Source organism: uncultured Murdochiella sp. (assembly GCF_902488755.1).
Lineage (GTDB): Bacteria > Bacillota > Clostridia > Tissierellales > Peptoniphilaceae > Murdochiella.
In genome coordinates this window covers 1-20518 of sequence record NZ_CABTXF010000016.1, presented here as the reverse complement: position 1 = coordinate 20518, position 20518 = coordinate 1, and the positions used below count along the sequence as shown (strand labels likewise).

General features: G+C 47.9%; 21 protein-coding genes and 1 pseudogene. All 22 read left to right on the top strand.

What is annotated here, in order from left to right; translation table 11 throughout:
• Nucleotides 1-96: 96 nt before the first annotated feature.
• Nucleotides 97-471: a sigma factor-like helix-turn-helix DNA-binding protein gene (locus tag RDL68_RS03065; protein WP_308540205.1), complete on the top strand. Its 375-nt coding sequence runs from the start codon at nucleotides 97-99 to the stop codon at nucleotides 469-471.
• A 55-nt stretch (nucleotides 472-526) separates the two neighbouring features.
• Entirely contained in the window at nucleotides 527-1870 is a 1344-nt protein-coding gene (gene ffh, locus RDL68_RS03060) for a signal recognition particle protein (RefSeq protein WP_308540204.1), read from the top strand.
• A gap of 33 nt (nucleotides 1871-1903) precedes the next feature.
• Nucleotides 1904-2152: pseudogene (rpsP, locus tag RDL68_RS03055) on the top strand (30S ribosomal protein S16); the annotation flags it as partial.
• A gap of 142 nt (nucleotides 2153-2294) precedes the next feature.
• Nucleotides 2295-2546, top strand: a complete 252-nt coding sequence (locus tag RDL68_RS03050; protein WP_308540203.1) for a KH domain-containing protein — start codon at nucleotides 2295-2297, stop codon at nucleotides 2544-2546.
• Entirely contained in the window at nucleotides 2543-3043 is a 501-nt protein-coding gene (gene rimM, locus RDL68_RS03045; protein WP_308540202.1) for a ribosome maturation factor RimM, read from the top strand. Before RDL68_RS03050 ends, rimM begins: the two co-directional genes overlap by 4 nt.
• Complete coding sequence (gene trmD, locus RDL68_RS03040; protein ID WP_308540201.1) at nucleotides 3040-3756, top strand: tRNA (guanosine(37)-N1)-methyltransferase TrmD; 717 nt, start codon at nucleotides 3040-3042, stop codon at nucleotides 3754-3756. The genes rimM and trmD overlap by 4 nt, the downstream gene beginning before the upstream one ends.
• The gene (gene rplS, locus RDL68_RS03035; RefSeq protein WP_308540200.1) at nucleotides 3743-4090 is read left to right on the top strand and encodes a 50S ribosomal protein L19; all 348 of its coding nucleotides are present in this window, start codon (nucleotides 3743-3745) and stop codon (nucleotides 4088-4090) included. Before trmD ends, rplS begins: the two co-directional genes overlap by 14 nt.
• 54 nt (nucleotides 4091-4144) lie before the next feature.
• Nucleotides 4145-5014 carry a ribosome biogenesis GTPase YlqF gene (ylqF, locus tag RDL68_RS03030; protein WP_308540199.1) on the top strand — a complete coding sequence of 290 codons (870 nt, stop codon included), beginning with the start codon at nucleotides 4145-4147 and terminating at the stop codon, nucleotides 5012-5014.
• Between the two features lie 3 nt (nucleotides 5015-5017).
• Nucleotides 5018-5725, top strand: a complete 708-nt coding sequence (locus RDL68_RS03025; protein ID WP_308540198.1) for a ribonuclease HII — start codon at nucleotides 5018-5020, stop codon at nucleotides 5723-5725.
• Nucleotides 5682-6134 (top strand): YraN family protein, encoded by a 453-nt coding sequence (locus tag RDL68_RS03020; RefSeq protein ID WP_308540197.1) that lies wholly within the window; start codon nucleotides 5682-5684, stop codon nucleotides 6132-6134. Before RDL68_RS03025 ends, RDL68_RS03020 begins: the two co-directional genes overlap by 44 nt.
• Nucleotides 6122-7210 carry a DNA-processing protein DprA gene (dprA, locus tag RDL68_RS03015; RefSeq protein WP_308540196.1) on the top strand — a complete coding sequence of 363 codons (1089 nt, stop codon included), beginning with the start codon at nucleotides 6122-6124 and terminating at the stop codon, nucleotides 7208-7210. Before RDL68_RS03020 ends, dprA begins: the two co-directional genes overlap by 13 nt.
• A gap of 14 nt (nucleotides 7211-7224) precedes the next feature.
• Nucleotides 7225-9282, top strand: a complete 2058-nt coding sequence (gene topA / locus RDL68_RS03010; protein ID WP_308540195.1) for a type I DNA topoisomerase — start codon at nucleotides 7225-7227, stop codon at nucleotides 9280-9282.
• Nucleotides 9283-9445: 163 nt separating this feature from the next.
• The gene (rpsB, locus tag RDL68_RS03005; protein WP_308540194.1) at nucleotides 9446-10237 is read left to right on the top strand and encodes a 30S ribosomal protein S2; all 792 of its coding nucleotides are present in this window, start codon (nucleotides 9446-9448) and stop codon (nucleotides 10235-10237) included.
• A 9-nt stretch (nucleotides 10238-10246) separates the two neighbouring features.
• Nucleotides 10247-10915, top strand: a complete 669-nt coding sequence (gene tsf / locus RDL68_RS03000; RefSeq protein ID WP_308540193.1) for a translation elongation factor Ts — start codon at nucleotides 10247-10249, stop codon at nucleotides 10913-10915.
• Nucleotides 10916-11025: 110 nt separating this feature from the next.
• Nucleotides 11026-11733, top strand: a complete 708-nt coding sequence (pyrH, locus tag RDL68_RS02995) for a UMP kinase (RefSeq protein WP_308540192.1) — start codon at nucleotides 11026-11028, stop codon at nucleotides 11731-11733.
• 15 nt (nucleotides 11734-11748) lie between these two features.
• Entirely contained in the window at nucleotides 11749-12300 is a 552-nt protein-coding gene (gene frr, locus RDL68_RS02990) for a ribosome recycling factor (protein ID WP_308540191.1), read from the top strand.
• Nucleotides 12301-12344: 44 nt separating this feature from the next.
• Nucleotides 12345-13034, top strand: a complete 690-nt coding sequence (uppS, locus tag RDL68_RS02985) for a polyprenyl diphosphate synthase (RefSeq protein ID WP_308540190.1) — start codon at nucleotides 12345-12347, stop codon at nucleotides 13032-13034.
• A complete protein-coding gene (locus tag RDL68_RS02980; RefSeq protein ID WP_308540189.1) occupies nucleotides 13034-13825 on the top strand; it encodes a phosphatidate cytidylyltransferase in 792 nt (263 codons plus the stop codon). The genes uppS and RDL68_RS02980 overlap by 1 nt, the downstream gene beginning before the upstream one ends.
• A gap of 9 nt (nucleotides 13826-13834) precedes the next feature.
• A complete protein-coding gene (gene rseP / locus RDL68_RS02975) occupies nucleotides 13835-14833 on the top strand; it encodes an RIP metalloprotease RseP (protein WP_308540188.1) in 999 nt (332 codons plus the stop codon).
• 25 nt (nucleotides 14834-14858) lie between these two features.
• Complete coding sequence (gene ispG / locus RDL68_RS02970) at nucleotides 14859-15980, top strand: flavodoxin-dependent (E)-4-hydroxy-3-methylbut-2-enyl-diphosphate synthase (RefSeq protein ID WP_308540187.1); 1122 nt, start codon at nucleotides 14859-14861, stop codon at nucleotides 15978-15980.
• Nucleotide 15981: 1 nt separating this feature from the next.
• Nucleotides 15982-19974 carry a PolC-type DNA polymerase III gene (locus RDL68_RS02965; RefSeq protein ID WP_308540186.1) on the top strand — a complete coding sequence of 1331 codons (3993 nt, stop codon included), beginning with the start codon at nucleotides 15982-15984 and terminating at the stop codon, nucleotides 19972-19974.
• 56 nt (nucleotides 19975-20030) lie between these two features.
• The coding region (locus tag RDL68_RS02960; RefSeq protein ID WP_374042585.1) for a folylpolyglutamate synthase/dihydrofolate synthase family protein at nucleotides 20031-20518 on the top strand (488 nt) is incomplete at its 3' end.

Here is a 20518-nt window from a genome sequence, read left to right as displayed (position 1 = left end):
CTTTTCAGCTGTCAAACAAAAATACTTGACAGCAAGACCTAATGCGCGTAGAATAGCACTGTTCCGGTGGAACGGTGCTATTTTTGTGAGGGTATTATGGAAGAAGCGGTACAAATCGGTCTTTTATATGAAGTGTATGGCTTTATGCTGACAGAAACGCAGCGTGCGCTGTGTGAAGCCTATTATTATGACGATCTCTCGCTCTCCGAGATTGCCGAATGGCGAGAAATCTCTAAACAGGCGGTATCCACACAACTTTCGAGAGCAGTAGAAAAGATGACCTATTTTGAAACACACTTAGGCATACTCGAAAGTGAACAATGCGCAAAAGATGCCTTGCCGATTTTGGAACATGCGATACGCACACTGCCTGCAGACGAAGCGAGCTGCGCTCGTCAAGCCCTTACCCGTTTATCCGCCGCGCTTTCTCGCACGCGCGATACGAGAGAAGATTCTGCACTGCTGCGGTAGATAATCGATCTATAACCTATTCAGCGACGTTTCACTCCGAGGAAAGGAGGAAAACATGTTTGACAATTTAGCCGAACGCCTCCAAGAGACGTTTTCTCGTCTGACGAAAAAAGGAAAATTGGATCAAAAAGACGTTGATCAGGCCATGCGTGAAATTCGCCTGGCGCTTCTGGAAGCCGATGTCAACTACAAAGTCGTCAAAGATTTTGTGGCACAGGTAAAAGAGCGCGCTGTCGGTGAAAATGTGATGAAATCACTCACACCAGGACAAATGGTCATCAAGATTGTCCGAGAAGAGCTGGTTACGCTCATGTCGGATGAAGACATGGCGTTGCGAAGGGCACCGAAAGCACCGACAGTCATTATGATGTGCGGTCTTCAGGGATCCGGAAAAACGACACATGCGGCAAAACTCGCCAATCTATTCCGTAAGCAACAGCGCAGACCCATGCTTGTCGCCTGCGATGTATACCGCCCGGCGGCGATTAAGCAGCTGCAAGTGGTGGGGGAACAGGTTGAGACACCGGTGTTTTCTTTAGGCGCCGACGTAGACCCGGTGGAGATTGCCAAACGTGCCTACGAAGAAGCGGTTCGAACGGCACATGATCCGTTGATTATCGATACTGCCGGACGCCTGCAAATTGATGAAGAACTGATGCAGGAGCTGCAACGCATTAAAGAAGCGGTTCCCGTCACGGAAGTACTTCTTGTCGTCGATGCGATGACTGGTCAGGAAGCCGTAAATGTTGCTAAGACATTTAATGATGCAGTAGATATTACCGGCGTAGTACTCTCCAAGTTAGACGGTGACGCGCGTGGCGGCGCAGCGCTTTCGGTTCGTGCCGTAACCCATAAGCCGATAAAACTCATCGGCACGGGAGAAAAGCTCGACCAATTGGAAGAGTTTCATCCCGACCGCTTAGTTAGCCGTATTCTCGGCATGGGAGATGTGCTTACGCTCATCGAGAAGGCGGAATCGGCACTGGATCAGGAAAAAGCCAAAGAGCTGGAAGCCAAAATGCGTTCGCAAAAGTATGATCTTAATGACTTTCGCGAGCAGCTTCGACAGATGCAAAATATGGGACCGCTTGAGGATTTGCTCAAGCTCATTCCGGGCGTAAACGCCAAACAACTGGCGGGTGTAAATATTGATGATAAGCAAATTAAACGTCTCGAAGCCATCCTTTCCTCTATGACCGACGAGGAAAGACGCAAACCGGACATCATCTCCAATTCCCGCCGCGCCCGCATTGCCAAAGGGTCGGGCAATGACCCGGTCATGGTTAACCGCCTTCTTAAGCAATTCAAAGATTCCAAGAAATTGATGAAGAAAATGGAACAAGTTAAGAAGGGTAAAAAACGCTTCAATTCCCTATTGAAAAATCCGTTTATGAAATAGCGAGTTGAATATTGAACACATGAGGAGGAAAGAATGGCAGTTAAAATCAGAATGAAACGTTTGGGAGCAAAAAAAGCACCGTTCTACCGCATTGTTGTGGCGGATTCCCGTCGCGCGCGCAACGGTCGCTTTATCGAAGAGATTGGATTTTATAATCCCATCTCGGAACCGCGTATGTTCCGTGTGGACGCAGACAAGGTGAAGACTTGGATGGCCAATGGGGCACAGCCTTCCGATACTATTAAGCGTCTGTTCCGTGAATACGGCGTAATGGAAGCAGAAGGCATCGTCGCTTCCGGGCTTTCGACAGAGCGCAAGCCGAAGGCGAAAGTCGTCGATTTTGCGGATACTAAGAAAGAAAAAGATGAAGAAAAAGAAGCGGCTAACGAGCCGACGGTGGAAAAGGACGAAGTAAAAGCTGAAGATGAAGCGACCGAGGCTTAAGATGAAAGAGCTTCTATTTTCTATGGCGAATGGGCTGGTGGATCACCCGGAAGAGATCTCCATTCGGGAGGAAGAAAACGACGGAATTGTTACGCTTTCGTTGCATGTGCATCCCGATGATATGGGAAAGGTGATTGGAAAGCAGGGGCGCATCGCCAATTCCATGCGTCAGGTGCTTAAGGCCTGCGCCATCAAAGAAAACGTCAAAGTTAATCTGGATATTGATTCATGAGTAACGGACGAATCGTCCTGGCAGAAGTGCTGCGCATACGCGGCTTAAAGGGCGAAATCAAGGTTCGCATGGCAGATGGACGTCCGGATCGTTTTCCGCAAGGGTGCAAAGTGATGTGCGCGTCCGGCAGGGAACTAACCGTTACACGGTACCGCGTACAAGACCATTTTGGTTACCTTCAATTTGCGGAGATTGCCTCAGCAGAAGAAGCGCAAGAGTTGGTAGGCGAGACCCTTCTTGTGAACGAAGAGCGTCTTCCTACACCGAAAAAAGATCACTATTACGTCAAGGATCTTTTGGGGATACAAGTTTTTCGCGCAGATGGTTCTCTCTTGGGAACGCTTCAGGAGGTAGTGGAAAATCCGGCACAGGATCTCTATCGGATTCAAACGGAAGAGGGGAAGGATATTCTTCTTCCTGCGGTAAAGTCGTTTATTCGCCAGGTGGATGTAAAGAATAAGCGGATGCAGGTGACGTTGATTGAGGGCATGGAATGAAGATCGACATTTTAACACTTTTTCCGGAGCTTTTTTCAATTCTGCATTCCTTTGGTGTCATTGGCAGGGCGCTTGACAGCGGTATTCTTTCTTTGCAGGCGCATCAGATTCGCGAGTATGCGAAAGATCGGCATAAAAGCGTGGATGACACCGTCTTCGGAGGTGCTGCGGGAATGCTGATGAAACCGGATGTTCTCTATGATGCGCTGGAGGCGGTACGAACACCGAAAGCCCATGTGGTCTTTTTAAGTCCGCAAGGAAGCGTTCTTACGCAGAATAAAGCGTGCGAACTTGCGCAATATGAACATCTCGTTCTTCTCTGCGGTCATTACGAAGGAATTGATGCTCGCATTACCCACCATTACGTGGATGAAGAGATTTCCATCGGCGATTATGTTTTAACCGGTGGAGAACTTCCTGCCATGGTCTTAGTGGACACGGTGGTGCGCTGGGTGGATAATGTCCTCGGCAATCCGGAGAGTGCCGCAAGCGACTCCCATGCTCATCTTCTGCTGCAATATGATGAATATACCAAACCGCGAAACTTTCACGGGCACGAAGTGCCAGACGTTCTGCTTAGCGGAAATCACCAAGCGATTGCTGCTTGGCGAATGAGAAATGCGTTGGACAATACGAAACGGAAACGACCGGATTTATACGAACGCTATCTTCGTAAATTCGGGGATGAAGGAGGAATCGATGGATTACATTAAACAACTGGAACAGGCACAGGCGAAAACGGATTTGCCGGCATTTCGTGTCGGTGATACGGTGCGCGTACATTATCGCATTAAAGAAGGCAGCCGCGAGCGTATTCAGGTTTTTGAAGGTACCGTAATTCAGCGTGAAGGCGGAAGCACGAACGAAACCTTTACGGTTCGTCGTTTGAGCTACGGTGTTGGCGTAGAGCGTGTGTTCTTAGTACATTCTCCGCGCGTAGAGAAAATTGAAGTTACCCGCAAAGGTAAGGTTCGTCGCGCAAAACTCAACTACCTGCGCAGCCGCGTAGGTAAAGCGGCGAAGGTCAAAGAAAAGACCAACTATTAATCGTTATCAGGCTCGCCGGTCGTTACGACTCGGCGAGCTTTTTTTGGAGGTGTTATGAGCATAAACTGGTTTCCCGGTCACATGAAAAAAGCCACTGATGAAATACAGAGGAGGCTTTCTCTGGTGGATCTATGCTGCGAAATCCGTGATGCGCGCATTCCGTTATCCAGCACAAATGAGGAACTGCGGCGGCTTACAGCAAAAAAGAAACGGATCGTCATTCTGAATAAAAAAGATATGGCAGATCCCGTAGAGACGGAAAAATGGATCCGCGTCCTTCGACAAAAAGGGCAGACCGCTATTGCCGTCAATACCTTGCATGAACGCCCTGCAAAAGAGCTATATTCCTACGCAGCCGATTTGCTTTCCGAAGAACAAAACAAACGAAGAGAACAATCGCGCATTAATCGTGAAATTCGAATGATGGTTTATGGGATTCCCAATTCCGGAAAATCGACATTTATCAATGCCATGAGCGGAAGGCGTTCAGCAGCGGTGGGAGATCGTCCCGGTTTTACAAAAAGTCAGCAATGGATAAAGACCGATGCGGACCTACTGCTATTGGATACTCCGGGCATTTTGCCCAAAAAGCTCATGGAACGACAGGCGCTTTATCTCGCTTTCACGGGAGCGATTCGGGACGATATTCTTCCTTTGCAGGATATCGGCTATGCGCTTCTTACTTTATTGCAAGAACAAGCCCCGGAAGCAGTAGCTTCTCGCTATTCTTTGTCGCAAGCCGATTGTTCCGGAGAGACGCTTGTGATCATGGAGGCGATTGCACGCTATACGGGTTCTCTTTTGCGCGGGGGAGAAACGGATTATACACGAACGGCCGCTATTCTTTTGGATGATTTTCGTAAGCTTCGTTTTGGTCGTCTTACATTGGAAAAAGCATTACTTACGGAAAAGAATGAGGATTGACGAATGAGAGACACGTGGACAGAAGAGGAATTAGCGGCGCTTCAAGTGCGAATCGGTGAAACGAACTTGGTATGCGGAATCGATGAAGTGGGACGGGGACCGCTGGCGGGACCCGTGGTTGCCTGTGCTATAATCATGCCGCACGGGGAAAAAATCGATGGTGTTCGTGATTCCAAAAAGCTGTCCGAAAAAAAGAGAGAACAGCTTTTTGATGTTATTTTAGAACACTGCATTGCTTGGGGAATCGGACAAAGTGATGAACGAGTGATTGATGAAATCAACATTCGTCAAGCCACCTTGCAGGCGATGCGTGAGGCACTATTATCCCTAAAGTCGAAAGAGGGACAATGCGTCGTGCCGGATTTGGTTCTCGTCGATGCGGAGCATATCGATACCGACGTGGAACAGATCAGCATTGTGCATGGCGATGACCGTATCTATGCCATCAGCTGTGCTTCCATTATTGCCAAAGTGATGCGGGACCGCATGATGTGTGCCTACGATGCCCAATATCCCGAGTACGGCTTTGCTGCGCATAAGGGATATGGAACGAAGGCGCATTATGCCGCCATACGCCGTTTTGGTGTTTTGCCCATTCATCGCCGGAGCTTTCTACATGGAAAGGATCGGTATGAAAAAAACAACGAGGCGCATTTATCGTTGTCCCATGTCACCTCAGCATTCAACTCGGACGAAAAGGACAACTTCTGATTGTTATACGAAAACCGGTAGAGATACAGATCCCTCTTCTGCGTATTGTCTCGGCAGAGAAGCGGAAGAAGCAGTCGCGCGTCTCTATGTCGCACTGGGTTACACCATTTTGCAACGCAACTTTCGCAGTCGCCAAGGTGAAATTGACCTGATTGCCGCAAAAGACGGTACGCTTCATTTTATTGAAGTCAAAGCGAGAAGCGACGTTCGCTATGCGGCTCCTCAGGAAGCGGTTTGCGCTCGAAAAAGGCATCGTCTTCGCCGGACGGCGTTATACTATTTATTTTGTCATTCGTATTTACCATACGCATATTATCTTTTTGATATCGCCGAAGTCTACTTAGACCGGGGAAAGATTCATCTTCTGCATAATGCCTTTACCTTGGAGGGGGAACCATGGACGGTGTAGCGGCGATGGAAGCGATGAAAAAGCGCGCTATTTCCATCACACGTACGCAGTTGTTATATATGGCGTTATGCGGACTATCTTCTTCACAAATCAGCGCTTTTCTTTCTGGCGCGGAATTCTTGGAACGAAAAAGCGGGAAGACGTATCGAAAGGACATTATTCTCACGCATCCCGAAGAGACGGTTCAGATGAAACGCTGGCATGAATTAGAATCGAAGGGCTTTTGGGCACTGACGCTTTTTGATGATGCCTATCCTGATAAACTCCGTGATGTAGAACCGGTTCCGTATGTGCTTTTCGGACGAGGCGATTGTTCGGTGTTAACCGGATTTAGTCTGGCTATAATCGGCAGTCGAAAGCCGAGTGCATACGGGATTACCTGCACCAACCTTTTTGCCGGCGGATTGGCAAGAAACGGCATCGTGGTTATTTCCGGCTTGGCATACGGGATTGACAGTCTTGCTCATCGCGCCGCTTTACAGGCTTCGTTTCCGACGGTAGCGGTTTTGGGAAATGGCATTGATACGGTTTATCCGGCTTCGCACCGAAGTCTCGCGGAGAAAATCATTCAAAATGGCTGCCTACTTTCTGAGTATCCTCCCGGAGAAGGTGCGCTTCCCTATCATTTTGTGCAGCGAAATCGCCTGATCTCCGGTCTTTCTGACGGTGTTCTTGTTATCGAAGCCAATCGTCGATCCGGAACGATGATTACCGTCAATTGCGCTTCGGAGCAGGGAAAAAACGTATTTTGTGTACCGGGAAATATTCAGCAAAAGCTGAGCGAAGGAACAAATGAACAGATTCGTCGCGGCGCAACGCTGGTGACCGGCATCGACGATATTATAAGTGCTTATGACTGGAAGCCAAAACCCTTGAGCGAAGCGAAAAAGGTCAAAGAGGCATTGACAGCGATGGAAGGCGCTATATATGATAGGCTTCGACTGGCACCGTGCGGAGCGGATGAGCTTTCGCGTATGGTTCCGCTTACGGTATCGGATCTCTGGATGTGCTTAACAGCATTGGAGATGAAAGGAAAAATCTGTCGCCGTAGCGACGGGAAATTTGCAACACAATAGCAGGAAGGGTTGACATGACCAAGAATCTAATCATTGTCGAGTCGCCGACGAAAACCAAGACGATTTCCAAAATACTCGGCAAAAATTATAAAGTGCTGGCTTCCAAAGGCCATCTTCGCGATTTACCGAAAAGTCAGTTTGGCGTAGATATCGAGAATCAATTTGAACCCAAATATATTAATGTGCGCGGAAAGGCTTCCACGATTAATGAATTAAAACGAGAAAGCAAAAAGGCGGACAATATCTATTTGGCGACGGACCCCGATCGTGAAGGAGAAGCGATTTCTTGGCATTTGGCACAGCTGTTGGATTTAGATCCGGAAAATGCCAATCGCGTGAGTTTCCATGAAATTACGCCGCAAGGTGTAAAAGAGGGCATGGCACATCCACGTACGATTGATATGGATTTAGTAAATTCGCAGCAGGCGCGCCGTATTATGGATCGTATTGTAGGGTATCAGATTTCCCCCATACTTTGGAAAAAAGTACAGGGTGGGCTGTCTGCAGGGCGTGTGCAATCTGTTGCGTTAAAGCTCATTGTCGACCGCGAGCGAGAAATTCGAGCCTTTGTTCCTAAAGAGTACTGGAGCGTTCATGCGCATCATCGTGAGGAACGCATTGCCTTTTCCTCGGAGTTGGTTGGGAAAAAGCAAGGCGGAAAAATCCATAAGATTTCGCTTGCAGATGAAGCGTCTACAGATGCGCTTATTTCCTCTTTATCTTCGCCTTTTGTCGTTACCAAAGTTAGTAAGCGCAAGCGGAACAAAAAGCCCTACGCACCTTTTACAACCTCCACGCTGCAACAAGAAGCGAATCGCCGTCTCGGTTTTTCGACCTCGAAGACCATGATGATTGCCCAGCAGCTCTATGAAGGCATTTCCCTTCATGGTATGGGACAAGTCGGCTTAATAACGTATATGCGTACCGATTCGACCAGACTGGCAGATAGTTTTGTGGAACAGACAAAAGAGTATGTCACCAAAAATTACGGTGAAAAATATGCAACTAAGGGCATCCTTTATGGGGGGAACCGCAAAGCACAGGATGCGCATGAAGCGGTTCGTCCCGCTTCTGTTACGCTTGCTCCTCAAGTCATACACGATGATCTTACAAATGATCAATTTCGCCTCTATGACCTCATTTGGCGCCGCGCGGTTGCCTCTCAAATGGCTTCGGCTGTTTTTTTGTCGACAACGGTAGATCTTTCTTCCGGAGAATATCTCTTTCGCGTAAATGGAATCGAGCCGCAATTTGAAGGGTTTCAGGCCGTCTGGCCGGTGAACACAAAAGAGGTGCAGCTTCCGCAACTGTGTGAAGGAGCGGAAGTAGAGGCGAAGCGCATTGAAAAACAACAGCATTTTACGCAGCCACCGGCGCGCTATACCGAGGCTTCCTTGGTACAAACCCTTGAAAAGAACGGCATCGGTCGGCCAAGCACCTATTCCGCCATCATTAAATCCATTCTTTCACGTGGCTATGTAGAAATGGAAAAGAAACAATTTCAACCGACACCGTTGGGAGAGAAAGTCAACGCTTTTCTCGAAGCGAATTTTAACGAGATTATAAACGAGGGCTTTACCTCTACGATGGAGGAACGATTGGATGCCATAGCAGGTGGAGACGTGGACTGGCGCGCGTTGATGGGTGAGTTCTATGCCGTTTTTTCCAAAGATCTCCGAAAGGCAAAAGAAGATGACACCGGGTACAAATTGCCGGTGGAAGAGACGGGCGAGATTTGTCCGGAGTGTGGCGGCAAGCTGATCATAAAACATGGCAGAAACGGGGATTTTATTGGCTGTTCCAATTTTCCAAGCTGCACGTTTACCAAGAGTATTGTGAAAACCACCGGCGTTTCCTGTCCGCAATGCGGAAAAGGGGAATTGGTCGAGAAAATATCGAAACGGGGGAAAGTTTTTTACAGTTGTAATCAATATCCATCGTGCGACTATGCCACCTGGGATCCGCCGACAGGGGAAAAGTGCCCGATCTGCGGTGATCTTCTTTTACATCGTAAGAATCGTCATGAGGATCGCATTTATTGTCACAATGAAAAATGCCCCAACCATGCATAACGGTGAAAACGCACCTTTTTACGCCTTTAGCGTTGCGAAGAAGACGGCAATATTGTATACTTGATCGGAATGTCACACGCCGAGGGAATATCTGTGTGCGGTGTGCCAAGAAATTGGTCGCACAGGATTTGAGATCGGCGGAGGAAAAACACAGGAGGAATGTATGTCAGTAGTAACCATGAAAAGCTTGTTGGAAGCAGGGGTTCATTTCGGTCATCAGACACGCCGTTGGAACCCGAAAATGAAGCCGTATATTTTTACGGAACGCAATGGAATTCATATTATCGATTTATCCAAAACGGTAGGGCTTATTGAAGAAGCCTACGATAAAGTACGTGAAGTTGCCGCCGACGGTGGAAAGATTCTTTTTGTCGGTACGAAAAAACAGGCGCAGGACACCGTCGAAGAACAGGCGAAACGCGCCAACATGTATTACGTAAATCAGCGCTGGCTGGGTGGTATGCTTACCAATTACCAGACCATTAAGAAGAGCATTGAGCGCTTAGAGAAATTGAACAGCATGGCAGAAGACGGCACCTTTGATTTGCTGCTGAAAAAGGAAGTTGCGCAGCTGCAGCATGAAGCGGAGCGCTTAGATCGCTTCCTCGGCGGAATTAAAGACATGAACGGTCTGCCGGATCTTCTCTATGTTGTAGATCCCAAGAAGGAAGCCATTGCTATCAATGAAGCAAAGAAACTGCATATTCCGGTCGTTGCTATTTTGGATACCAATGCCGACCCGGACGAGGTGGATTATCCCATTCCCGGAAATGACGATGCGATTCGCTCGGTCAAATTGATTACCTCGGTCATGGCGGAAGCGGTTATCGAAGGTCGTCAGGGCGAGCAGATGGAAGATGAACAGGATAAAAACGAGACGACGGTTTCAGAAGAAGCAACGGAAGTAACCGAGAACGAGTCGGAGACCGTTGAAGAAGCCGAAGAGCAGGAATAAGGGGGAGTCATGGAAATCAAAGCAGCACAAGTAAAGGAATTACGCGACTTAACCGGCGTAGGAATGATGGAAGCCAAAAAAGCCTTGCAGGAAGCAGAAGGAAATAAAGAAAAGGCGATTGACATCCTGCGTGAGAGAGGTGAAGCCAAGTCGCTGAAAAAGAGCAATCGCATTGCTGCCGAAGGCACGATCGGTTCCTATGTGCATCAGGGACGTATCGGCGTATTGGCAGAAGTCAACACCGAAACGGATTTTGCGGCGAAGAACGCTGATTTCCAGGAATTTGTGAAATACGTCTGTATGCAGGTTGCATCGATGAATCCGAAATATGTTCGTCGCGAAGATGTACCCGAAGAAGAAGTGGCGCATGAACGCGAAATACTGGTTCAGCAGGCAATGAATGAAAGTCCTGCCAATATGCCGGAAGATAAGAAAAAGTTTGTGGCGGAGAAAAAAGTTGAAGGCCGCATGAATAAATTCTTTGAAGAGATTTGCCTCATGGATATGAAGCACATTCTCCAGACCGATAAAACGGTGGAGCAGGTTCGCCAAGCATTAGTGAGCAAGATCGGCGAAAACATCGTGGTTCGTCGTTTCATCCGCTATGAAGTCGGCGAAGGCTTAGAGAAGAGACAGGACAATTTCGCGGAAGAAGTAGCGAAACAAGCCGGTATGTAAGGCATTTACTGAGGAGCGAAGAGAGTTTTCTCTTCGCTCTTTTTTTATGCGCAGAGAGATTTGAAAAACGTTCTCATCCCATGTAAAATTGTAAGCAGACGGAGGTGACTATGCTGAATTACAAGAGGATCGTATTAAAGCTAAGCGGGGAAGCTCTTGCCGGAGACGCACGCAATGGTCTTGACGATGCTACGGTGGATCGCATCTGTGCCGCCATAAAAGGCGTGCATGACCTTGGCTTTGAGATTGCCATCGTTGTTGGCGGCGGAAATTTCTGGCGCGGACGCAGTTCTGGTTCCATTGAACGCGCGCAATCCGATCACATGGGAATGCTTGGTACGGTGATAAATGCCTTGCGTGTACAAGCCGCTCTCGAAGCCATTGGCGTCGAGACGCGTGTGCAGACGGCAATTCAGATGCAGGAAATTGCTGAACCGTATATTCGGCGCCGAGCCATGCGTCATATTGAAAAGGGACGAATTGTCATCTTCGGAGCGGGCACCGGTCTACCGTATTTTTCCACGGACACCACTGCTGCCCTGCGCGCTTGCGAGATTGATGCAGATTGCATCTTAATCGGCAAAAAAGGAACGGATGGCGTTTACGACAAAGACCCCAATCGCTTTTCAGATGCCGTCAAATTTGACCGTCTGACCTATGATGAGGTTTTACAGCGACGTCTTGCGGTTATGGATTCAACCGCTACGTCTCTGGCGATGGAAAATGAAATGCCTATTATTGTATTCGGCATCGATGAGCCGGAAAACATGGTTCGGGTAGCAAAAGGCGAACCGATTGGCACGATTATAACCGGATGAGATAAGGAGAAAAACATGTATCAGCAGAACGAATATAAAAAAGATATGGAAAAGGCGATCGTATCTTTCCGCGAAGATTTAGCTAAGATTCGTGCCGGGCGCGCCAATCCGAAGATTTTGGATGATATTACCTTTGAATATTACGGGGCACAGACACCGATTGCCCATGCGGCGACCATTACCGTTCCCGAAGCGCGTATGATTACCATTCAACCTTGGGACAGTAAGAATATTCCGCTCATTGAAAAGGCGATTTTGGCATCGGATATTGGCATAACCCCCAGCAATGACGGAAAGCTCATTCGTTTGCCCTTCCCGCCGTTGACGGAAGAGCGCCGTAAGGAACTGGTTAAAGAAATGAACAAGCGTCTGGAGTTGGCGCGTGTTGCAGTACGCAACATTCGTCGTGATGGCATGGAAGCTATTGCAAAAGCAGAGAAGGAAAAAGAGTTTTCCGAAGATGATCGTCATACCGAAGAGCAGGATCTGCAAAAGTTAACGGATCAGTTCATTAAAGAGTTGGATGAGATCGGCAAAGAAAAAGAAAAAGAATTGATGGAAATTTAGTCTTTTTCAACGGCGGTTGATCCGCCTTAAAGAAGGGAAAAAGCATGGCGCAAAAGCCAAAACATATCGCCATCATTCTGGACGGAAATGGAAGATGGGCGACCGCTCGTGGCAAAGAACGCAGTGCAGGGCACGAAGCCGGCGCGGAAAATATTGTAAAAATTCTGCGTTATGCGCAGGAAGTGGGCATTGAGGTATTGAGCCTTTATGTCTTTTCAACGGAAAACTGGAAGCGATCGGATCAAGAGGTGGGCGCACTCATGCGCCTTTTGATTCGTCTCTTTCAGGTGTATATCGATGAGTTCATGCAGCGTCATGTTCGCTTGAGGGTCATGGGAGATATCAGCCGTCTTCCCTTTGCTACAAGACAGAGTGTACAGATGGCGTTAAAGCAAACGGAAAACAATGAGGGAGTCATCGTAAACATCGGATTAAATTACGGCGGTCGAGATGAAATTGCTCGTGCTGCACGCCGCGCTATTGCTGAAGGCGTTTCAGTGGATGCGCTGGATGCGGAGGCGATTGACAGCCATCTTGATACTGCCGGACTTCCCCCGGTAGATTTGTTGATTCGCACGGGAGGGGAAAAGCGCCTGTCGAATTTTATGCTTTGGCAGCTTGCTTATACGGAATTCTATTTTACGGATACGCTTTGGCCGGATTTCCATCCGGAAGATTTGGATGAAGCGATTCGTTGGTTTGCTGCGCGCAACAGACGGTTCGGAGGTGTTTGATGAAAACCTTGAGAGAACGATTTGTCATCGGTGCAATTCTTATGTTGATCACTTTAGTGGTCATTCTGTCCCGATTGAATGAATTGCTTTTTGTCTTTGTACTGTTGCTCAGTTCACTGGAAATATTGGAGCTTTTTTCCTGCTTAGATCCTGAAAACAAAGGACGCAATCGATTGATCACTGTCATAGGGAATGCGTTTTTTCAGCTCTTTGCCTTTTTGCGTATGCCGGAACTATTAGTTGCCGGATCGGTTGCTTTTTTTATGTACCTTTTTGTTTTATCGGTAGTGCATCCGTATCGTGAATTTGAGGATTTGTTCCTCACCCTTTTTGTGGTGATATACATCTCTTTTTTCAGCGCCTTTGCCCTGCTATTCCCTGCCAATATGCCCTATGGTCTGCTTTTGGTGATCTGCGTTTCCTGGGGAACCGATACGATGGCGTATTTCAGCGGATTTTGCTTTGGAAAGACGCCGTTAACTTCCATTAGCCCGAAGAAAACAAGAGAAGGGGCAGTGGGAGGCTTATTGGGCGCGGTTGCGCTGGCGCTTCTTTTCCGTCCACTCTTTTTTACGGCTCTGTCGATACAACAATTGGTGTTTATTGCTGCAGTTGGTTCGTTATCTGCGCAATTGGGGGACTTATTCGCCTCACGATTGAAGCGAAAGATGAACATTAAAGATTTTGGAACGCTGCTAAAAGCGCATGGCGGCATTATGGATCGCTTTGATTCCGTCCAGTTTGCCTTGCCGACAGTTTGGCTGATGATGCGTTTTGTTACGAGATTTTGAGGAGTTACTATGACGATTATCCTTGCCTTATTGGTATTTTTAATCGTGATTGTCTTTCATGAGTTGGGCCATTTTTCGGTTGCTAAATGGGTAGGCATTCGCGTGCTGGAGTTTTCTGTGGGTATGGGACCTGCGCTTTGGCAAAAAGAAAAAGGGGAAACCACGTATTCTTTGCGTGCGCTTCCGCTCGGTGGATATTGTGCGATGGAGGGCGAAGAAGAAGCCTCTGATGATGAAGCGAGCTTCTCCAAGGCAAAGCCCGGTCAGCGTTTTCTCACCATTTTAGCTGGTCCGTTGATGAATTTGGTGATTGCGTATCTTTGCTTTTTGTTGTTTTTGGGGATGCAGGGCATTACGATTCCTGTAGTGGAGAGTTTTCCGAAAAATTCGCCTGCTGAGCATGCCGGCATGATGGTAGGAGACCGGATAACGGCGATTAACGGAGATAATGTGCAATCGTCTAAAGAATTAACCGATTTGCTGAAACGACATGGAGAAGATGCTCGGACGGTACAGGTAAGCGTTCTCCGCGATAATGAATCGAAAATTTTTACCGTACAACCGGAAAAAGAAGAGGGAAAGGTACTGTTGGGAATTACCATGCAGCGACAGAGTGATTTTCTCGGTGCTTTTGGTGCGGCTTGGTCGATGCTGTGGGAGACTTTTTTCTCGCTGTTCACCATTTTGCAGCGCCTGTTTACCGGTGCGCTTTCTCTTAATGCACTTTCTGGTCCCATTGGAGTGGTCAGCATGATTGGACAGGCAGCGCAAGAAGGTTTTTCTCGCCTCTTATTCTTCACGGGGTATATCTCCCTCAACTTGGCGTTTTTTAATCTTTTGCCGATTCCGGCCTTAGACGGATTTACGCTTTGGCTCATTGTCATCGAGAAGCTCCGTGGAAAACCGCTTAGCATGAAAGTCGAAAACGGCATAAAGATTGCTGGTTTTGCCCTCTTTATTGGCTTGATTGTTTTTGTTTCGTTTAAGGATATTCTTCGTTTGCTGTAGTTTGTTAAAAAATGCAAAATGAACTATGGTGCGCCTGCAGATTGTGCGAAAGCGAACAGCTAATCGCCACGGTTGTCAACAGAAGGGAAATCACATGCGTGTAAAAACAAAACAAATTTTCGTAGGCAACGTAGCGGTTGGCGGCGATGCGCCAATCCGTGTGCAGTCCATGACCAATACGGATACAAAAGATATTGAGGCGACTGTGGCGCAAATACGAGCCTTTGAAGATGCCGGCTGTGCCATTTCGCGCAGTGCGATCAATTCTCTCGAAGATGCAAAGGCCATTCCGGTCATCAAAGAGCGCACGCATATTCCTTTTGTGGCAGATATTCAATTTGATTATCGTCTGGCACTCTATGCCGTAGAGTACGGGTGTGACTGTCTTCGCATCAATCCGGGCAATATCGGAGAGGATGAGAAAGTCAAGATGGTGGTGGATGCCTGCAAAGCCAAAAAGATTCCCCTTCGCATTGGCGTCAATTCGGGTTCCGTTCACCAAAAGATGATTGAAAAATATCATGGTGTGAACGTAGAGTCCTTGGTCTACAGTGCTTTGGAAGAAGTGCGACGTATCGAAGATTTTGGCTACGATCAGATGAAAGTTTCCATTAAGGCGAGCGATGTGCGTACCATGGTGGAAGCCAATGAACTTTTTTCGACCCTTTCCGATTACCCTCTACATATTGGTGTAACAGAAGCCGGACCTGTTTATACCGGAACGGTAAAATCCGCTATGGGAATCGGTGCGCTTCTGCTTCGCGGAATCGGCGACACCATTCGTGTATCGTTAACCGGCGATCCGGTTGAAGAAGTACGATTAGGCAACGAAATTCTGAAGGTGCTTGGCATTCGAAAAGAGGGCGTTGAGTTGATTTCCTGTCCGACGTGTGCGCGCACAAAGATCGATTTGGTAACATTAGTAGCTCAAGCGGAAAAAGCGTTGGCTTTGCAACATAAAAATTTGCGCGTTGCTATTATGGGTTGCCCGGTAAATGGCCCCGGTGAAGCCAGAGAAGCCGATATCGGCATTGCCGGCAATAACGGTAGCGGCGTTCTTTTCAAAAAAGGGAAGGTCATTCGGCAGGTTCCGGAAGAGCATCTTTTGGATGCGTTGCTTGATGAAATCGAACAGATGGAGAACTGACATGCAACTCTATGCCCTGTTGAATCTTTCCGGCGAGTCGGAAGCTTGTTTTGCGGACTATCCCTTACACGAAGTACAGTATGATTCCGCATCTTCTTTGGTGCGCTTTCTTTTTGTCGGGGAAATGCCCTCTGCGGAGGAGATAAACGCCATTTCGCAAGCGTTAACAAAACGCTATAAGACACAGGTCGAAGTATGCTGGCACGAAGAGGACAAACCGACTCCTTCTATTCGCCCTGTTTATGAAGAGCCGATTTGTCTTTCGCAAGGCGAAGAAAAGAGGGAGGACAAACAGAAAGTCTCCTTGCAATTCGGACGCTTTGCCAAAAAAGAGGATCTTGTTGCCTTGGCAGAAGTCACGCAGGGCAATAACAAAATCATGACGATGGGGACGGTGCAGAATGTAGAAGAAATACCGACCAAATCCGGAAGTTTCATTTTTCGATATGATCTTTTTTCTACGGAAGGTGGCGCTCTCAGTGGGAAGGTATTTGCCAAGGAGAAAGAAGCCGACAGTGTGCGTGCGGTTCTTAAAAAAGGAAATTATGTTTGCGTTCGTGGTCAATTGCAATTTGATACGTACGCCAATCAGCTGCTTTTTTTGACGAATGGCGGGCGTGTCGAAGAAGAAGTTCCTCCGCGAGATCCTGCTGAGGAAAAGCGCATTGAGTGTGCTGTGCATACCCAAATGAGCATGATGGAAGGAACGATTGATGCGGATAGCCTGATAAAGCGCCTGACAGCTTGGGGACACGATGCGGTAGGAATCACCGATGTAGGTTCTCTTCAAGCGTATCCATTAATCGCCAAAGCGGTGAAGGGGACGGGGATCAAGGTTCTATATGGCGTACAGTCGAAAATACTCGACGATGAGCTGGACATTCTGTCCAATCCCTATCGTGTGCCTCTTCCGCAAAATCCGGAGGCCTTTACGGTATTTGACTTGGAGACGACTGGCTTTTCTCGCTATAGCGAGGCGATTATTGAAATCGGCGCCGTTCGTTACGAGGGGGGACAAAAGGTTGGGGAATTTTCGGCCTTTGTGAATCCCAAACGATCGATTCCTGAACGAATTACCGCGTTAACGTCCATCACAGATGCAATGGTTGCGGGTGCCTCGACCATTGAGGAGGTTCTTCCGCGCTTTTTGGATTTTGCTAAAGACAGTATTTGGGTAGCGCATAACGCCCGTTTTGATGTCGGTTTTATCCGCGAAAACGCGAAACGCTTGGCGCTTCCTCTACAGCCGGTATGGATGGATACCCTATGGCTTGCGCGTTGCTTGCATCCGGAGCTGAAGAACCATAAACTGGACACCATTACGAAAGAGTTGCATGTTCCGCAATTTCATCATCACCGCGCGATAGATGATGCCACAGCAACAGGCGCTGCCTTTCTTACCCTCTGGAAAGAATGGCAAAAGTTAGGCATTTCGCTTGAGGATATCAACCGTACTCCCTCGACGTATCCGCTTTCTCGTCATCGTGAGTCGGAGCTTCTCGTGTATTGCCCCAAACAGAGCGGGTTAAAACATCTTTATGAGCTGATATCCGACGCTAATATTCACTATTTTGATTACGGTCGTCCCGGTCTTCCCGAAAAGGTATTACGGGAAAAGAAAGAAGGTCTGCTTACCGCCTCCGGCTTCATTGGCTCTAAACTGTTTGAGGCGATCGCCGAGGATATGCCGAAAGATTATATTGAAGACATCACGCGAGAAGCAGATGTATTTGTCGTGCAGCCGCCATGTTTTACGCCGAGCGCTGTGCGTCGAGAACTGGTGGCGGATGAAGCGCACATGCAGGATATTATCCGGCGTATATTGGCACTGGGAATAGCGCAGAATAAGCCGGTCATCGCCATTGGTACACCGAGTTATTTGGATGAAGGGGAACGCCTGGCGCGCAATATCTTGGTGAATTATCAACGCAATATAGACTTTGATGAAAACGGACGCTTCCGTTTGCTCAATACCGATGAGATGAAGAAGGCATTTTCTTTTCTTCCGTCGGAAACGGTGGAGGAAATTGTCGTGCAAGCTCCACGCCGTTTTGCGGACACATTTGAACCGATTGCGCCCATTCCTTCCGAAACCTATTCGCCGGAACTGGAAGGTGCGGCAGAGGAGCTTAGGAGTTCGTCGTATACCAATGCAGAAAAACGCTATGGTTCTCCTCTTCCGGAACTGGTTAGAGCAAGACTGGAAAAGGAATTGAACTCCATTATTTCCAACGGCTATTCCTCACTCTATGTGATTGCGAGACGCTTGGTGCAAAAATCGAACCGTGACGGCTATCTTGTCGGTTCACGAGGCTCCGTTGGCAGTTCCTTTGTGGCAACGATGGCCGATATTACCGAAGTCAATCCTTTAGTGCCGCACTATGTTTGTCCGCATTGTCAACACAGTGAATTTATTGAAGATGGATCGGTAGAGTCCGGCTTTGACTTGCCGCCTAAAAAATGTCCGCACTGCAATACCCCGATGGATCGCGACGGACATACGATTCCTTTTGAAGTGTTCTTGGGTTTTAACGGGGATAAAGAACCGGATATCGACTTGAATTTTGCCGGTGTATATATGCCCACCATTCATAAATATACCGAAGAGCTTTTTGGAGAAGGAAAAGTGTTTCGTGCCGGAACGATTTCCGGTATTCAGGAAAAAACAGCCTATGGGTTTATTCGGAAATACCTGGAGCAACCGTATGTGCCGGAAGAAGAGAAGCATCTTTCCGCTGCGCGTATCCGCGCCTTGCAACACACCATGGAAGGGACGAAACGCACAACGGGGCAACATGCAGGCGGTCTGATGATTGTGCCAAAGCAGATGGACATTACGGATGTTACGCCCATCCAGTATCCGGCGGACGACGTGAAAAGTGATGTGCGCACGACGCATTTTAGCTACAACAACTTAGATCATTGCCTGCTCAAATTGGATGAACTGGGACATACCAGCCCGACCATTATTCGTCAACTGGAGGAAATGACGGGCATTAATCCGCTTACCATTCGCTTTGATGATGCCGAGACCATGTCCCTCTTCCGGTCTACAGAATCCCTAAAAGCGGCACATCCTTATTCCAACAGTAACGATGGGACGTTGGGCATTCCCGAATTTGGCACGTCTTTCGTTCGTGGAATGCTGAAAGAGACCATGCCGACAACTTTTGGCGAACTCTGTCGCATCTCCGGTCTTTCCCACGGTACCGATGTATGGCTCAATAATGCGGAAGAACTGATCCGTAATGGCAAGACTACGCTCAAAAAGGCAATATGTACGCGCGACGATATCATGAACTTTTTAATTCACATGGGTATGGACAAATTGGAGAGCTTCAAAACCATGGAGTCTGTACGAAAAGGAAAGGGACTGCCTGAAGGCGTTGCAGAGCACATGAAAGAACATAACATTCCCGATTGGTACATTGATTCGTGTCAGCGCATCAAGTACATGTTTCCCAAATCGCACGCCACGGCCTATGTCATGATGAGTTATCGTATTGCTTGGTTTAAGGTGCATCAACCGGCGGCATTTTATGCGACGTATTTTACGCAACATTTAAGCCTGTTTTCTTCTTCGTTTCTTGTTTCATCGTTGGAAGAAGCCCAAACTCGTATGAAGGAATTACAGCTTCAAAAAGAAGCAGGAGAGGCGATTGATGGGGGTAAGTGGGCATTATGGGAAATTATAGAAGAAATGTTTGCTCGTGGTTTGTCCTTTGCTGCACTCGACCGGGAGACCTCGGATGCCACGGTATTTCGCACAGCTGGAGCAGACGCTGTTTTACCACCTTTGGCGGCGATGGATGATGTATCAGAAAGCAATGCCGAAGCCATCAAAGCGGCGATAGCAGAGGGCGAATTCCTTTCCCGATCCGATTTCAAAGAGCGCACGAAAATTCCGCGAAGCGCTTTTCAATCGCTTGTGGATCACGGTCTGTTAAATGATCTTGCCGAGAGCAATCAGATGAGTTTTCTTCCCGGCTTCTAATCAGCATTTTCGCACGTTTAGAAGAAGGGACAAGAAGAGAGAACAGAGAGGTAAAAATGACCATTGAAGAGAGTATTGCCTTTTATGAACAACAGGCTAAGTTCGGTGTGAAATTAGGTTTAGATACCGTTCGCGATCTCTTACATCGCTTAGATGACCCACAAAACGAATTGACCTATCTTCACGTCGCCGGAACGAATGGAAAGGGGTCAACATCCGCTTTTTTATCGACCATACTGATGGAAGCCGGTTATCGCGTGGGACTTTACACCTCACCGGCGCTGGAACGCTTTAATGAGCGCATTCAAATCAATAATGTTCCCATTGCAGATGAGGCTATCATTCGCCAAACGATTCGTATTCAACAAGCAGTGGAAGAGATGAAAAAGGACGGGGCGAATCTGCCCAGTCAGTTTGAGTTGGAAACGGCGCTGGCGTTTCTCTGCTTTCGGGAAGCAGAAGTGGATTTGGTGGTTTTGGAAGTTGGCATGGGCGGCCGATTGGACGCGACCAACGTTATTTCTAAGCCTCTCGTAAGCCTCAT

Bases quoted from the DNA above. Each gene is read 5' to 3' on its own strand.
- RDL68_RS02965 (WP_308540186.1), top strand. From the start codon at position 15,982: ATGCAACTCTATGCCCTGTTGAATCTTTCCGGCGAGTCGGAAGCTTGT.
- topA (WP_308540195.1), top strand. From the start codon at position 7,225: ATGACCAAGAATCTAATCATTGTCGAGTCGCCGACGAAAACCAAGACG.
- trmD (WP_308540201.1), top strand. From the start codon at position 3,040: ATGAAGATCGACATTTTAACACTTTTTCCGGAGCTTTTTTCAATTCTG.
- RDL68_RS03065 (WP_308540205.1), top strand. From the start codon at position 97: ATGGAAGAAGCGGTACAAATCGGTCTTTTATATGAAGTGTATGGCTTT.
- tsf (WP_308540193.1), top strand. From the start codon at position 10,247: ATGGAAATCAAAGCAGCACAAGTAAAGGAATTACGCGACTTAACCGGC.
- RDL68_RS03020 (WP_308540197.1), top strand. From the start codon at position 5,682: ATGTCACCTCAGCATTCAACTCGGACGAAAAGGACAACTTCTGATTGT.
- uppS (WP_308540190.1), top strand. From the start codon at position 12,345: ATGGCGCAAAAGCCAAAACATATCGCCATCATTCTGGACGGAAATGGA.
- rpsB (WP_308540194.1), top strand. From the start codon at position 9,446: ATGTCAGTAGTAACCATGAAAAGCTTGTTGGAAGCAGGGGTTCATTTC.
- rplS (WP_308540200.1), top strand. From the start codon at position 3,743: ATGGATTACATTAAACAACTGGAACAGGCACAGGCGAAAACGGATTTG.
- pyrH (WP_308540192.1), top strand. From the start codon at position 11,026: ATGCTGAATTACAAGAGGATCGTATTAAAGCTAAGCGGGGAAGCTCTT.
- frr (WP_308540191.1), top strand. From the start codon at position 11,749: ATGTATCAGCAGAACGAATATAAAAAAGATATGGAAAAGGCGATCGTA.
- ispG (WP_308540187.1), top strand. From the start codon at position 14,859: ATGGTGCGCCTGCAGATTGTGCGAAAGCGAACAGCTAATCGCCACGGT.
- rseP (WP_308540188.1), top strand. From the start codon at position 13,835: ATGACGATTATCCTTGCCTTATTGGTATTTTTAATCGTGATTGTCTTT.
- RDL68_RS03025 (WP_308540198.1), top strand. From the start codon at position 5,018: ATGAGAGACACGTGGACAGAAGAGGAATTAGCGGCGCTTCAAGTGCGA.
- dprA (WP_308540196.1), top strand. From the start codon at position 6,122: ATGGACGGTGTAGCGGCGATGGAAGCGATGAAAAAGCGCGCTATTTCC.
- RDL68_RS02980 (WP_308540189.1), top strand. From the start codon at position 13,034: ATGAAAACCTTGAGAGAACGATTTGTCATCGGTGCAATTCTTATGTTG.
- RDL68_RS03050 (WP_308540203.1), top strand. From the start codon at position 2,295: ATGAAGCGACCGAGGCTTAAGATGAAAGAGCTTCTATTTTCTATGGCG.
- ffh (WP_308540204.1), top strand. From the start codon at position 527: ATGTTTGACAATTTAGCCGAACGCCTCCAAGAGACGTTTTCTCGTCTG.
- rimM (WP_308540202.1), top strand. From the start codon at position 2,543: ATGAGTAACGGACGAATCGTCCTGGCAGAAGTGCTGCGCATACGCGGC.
- ylqF (WP_308540199.1), top strand. From the start codon at position 4,145: ATGAGCATAAACTGGTTTCCCGGTCACATGAAAAAAGCCACTGATGAA.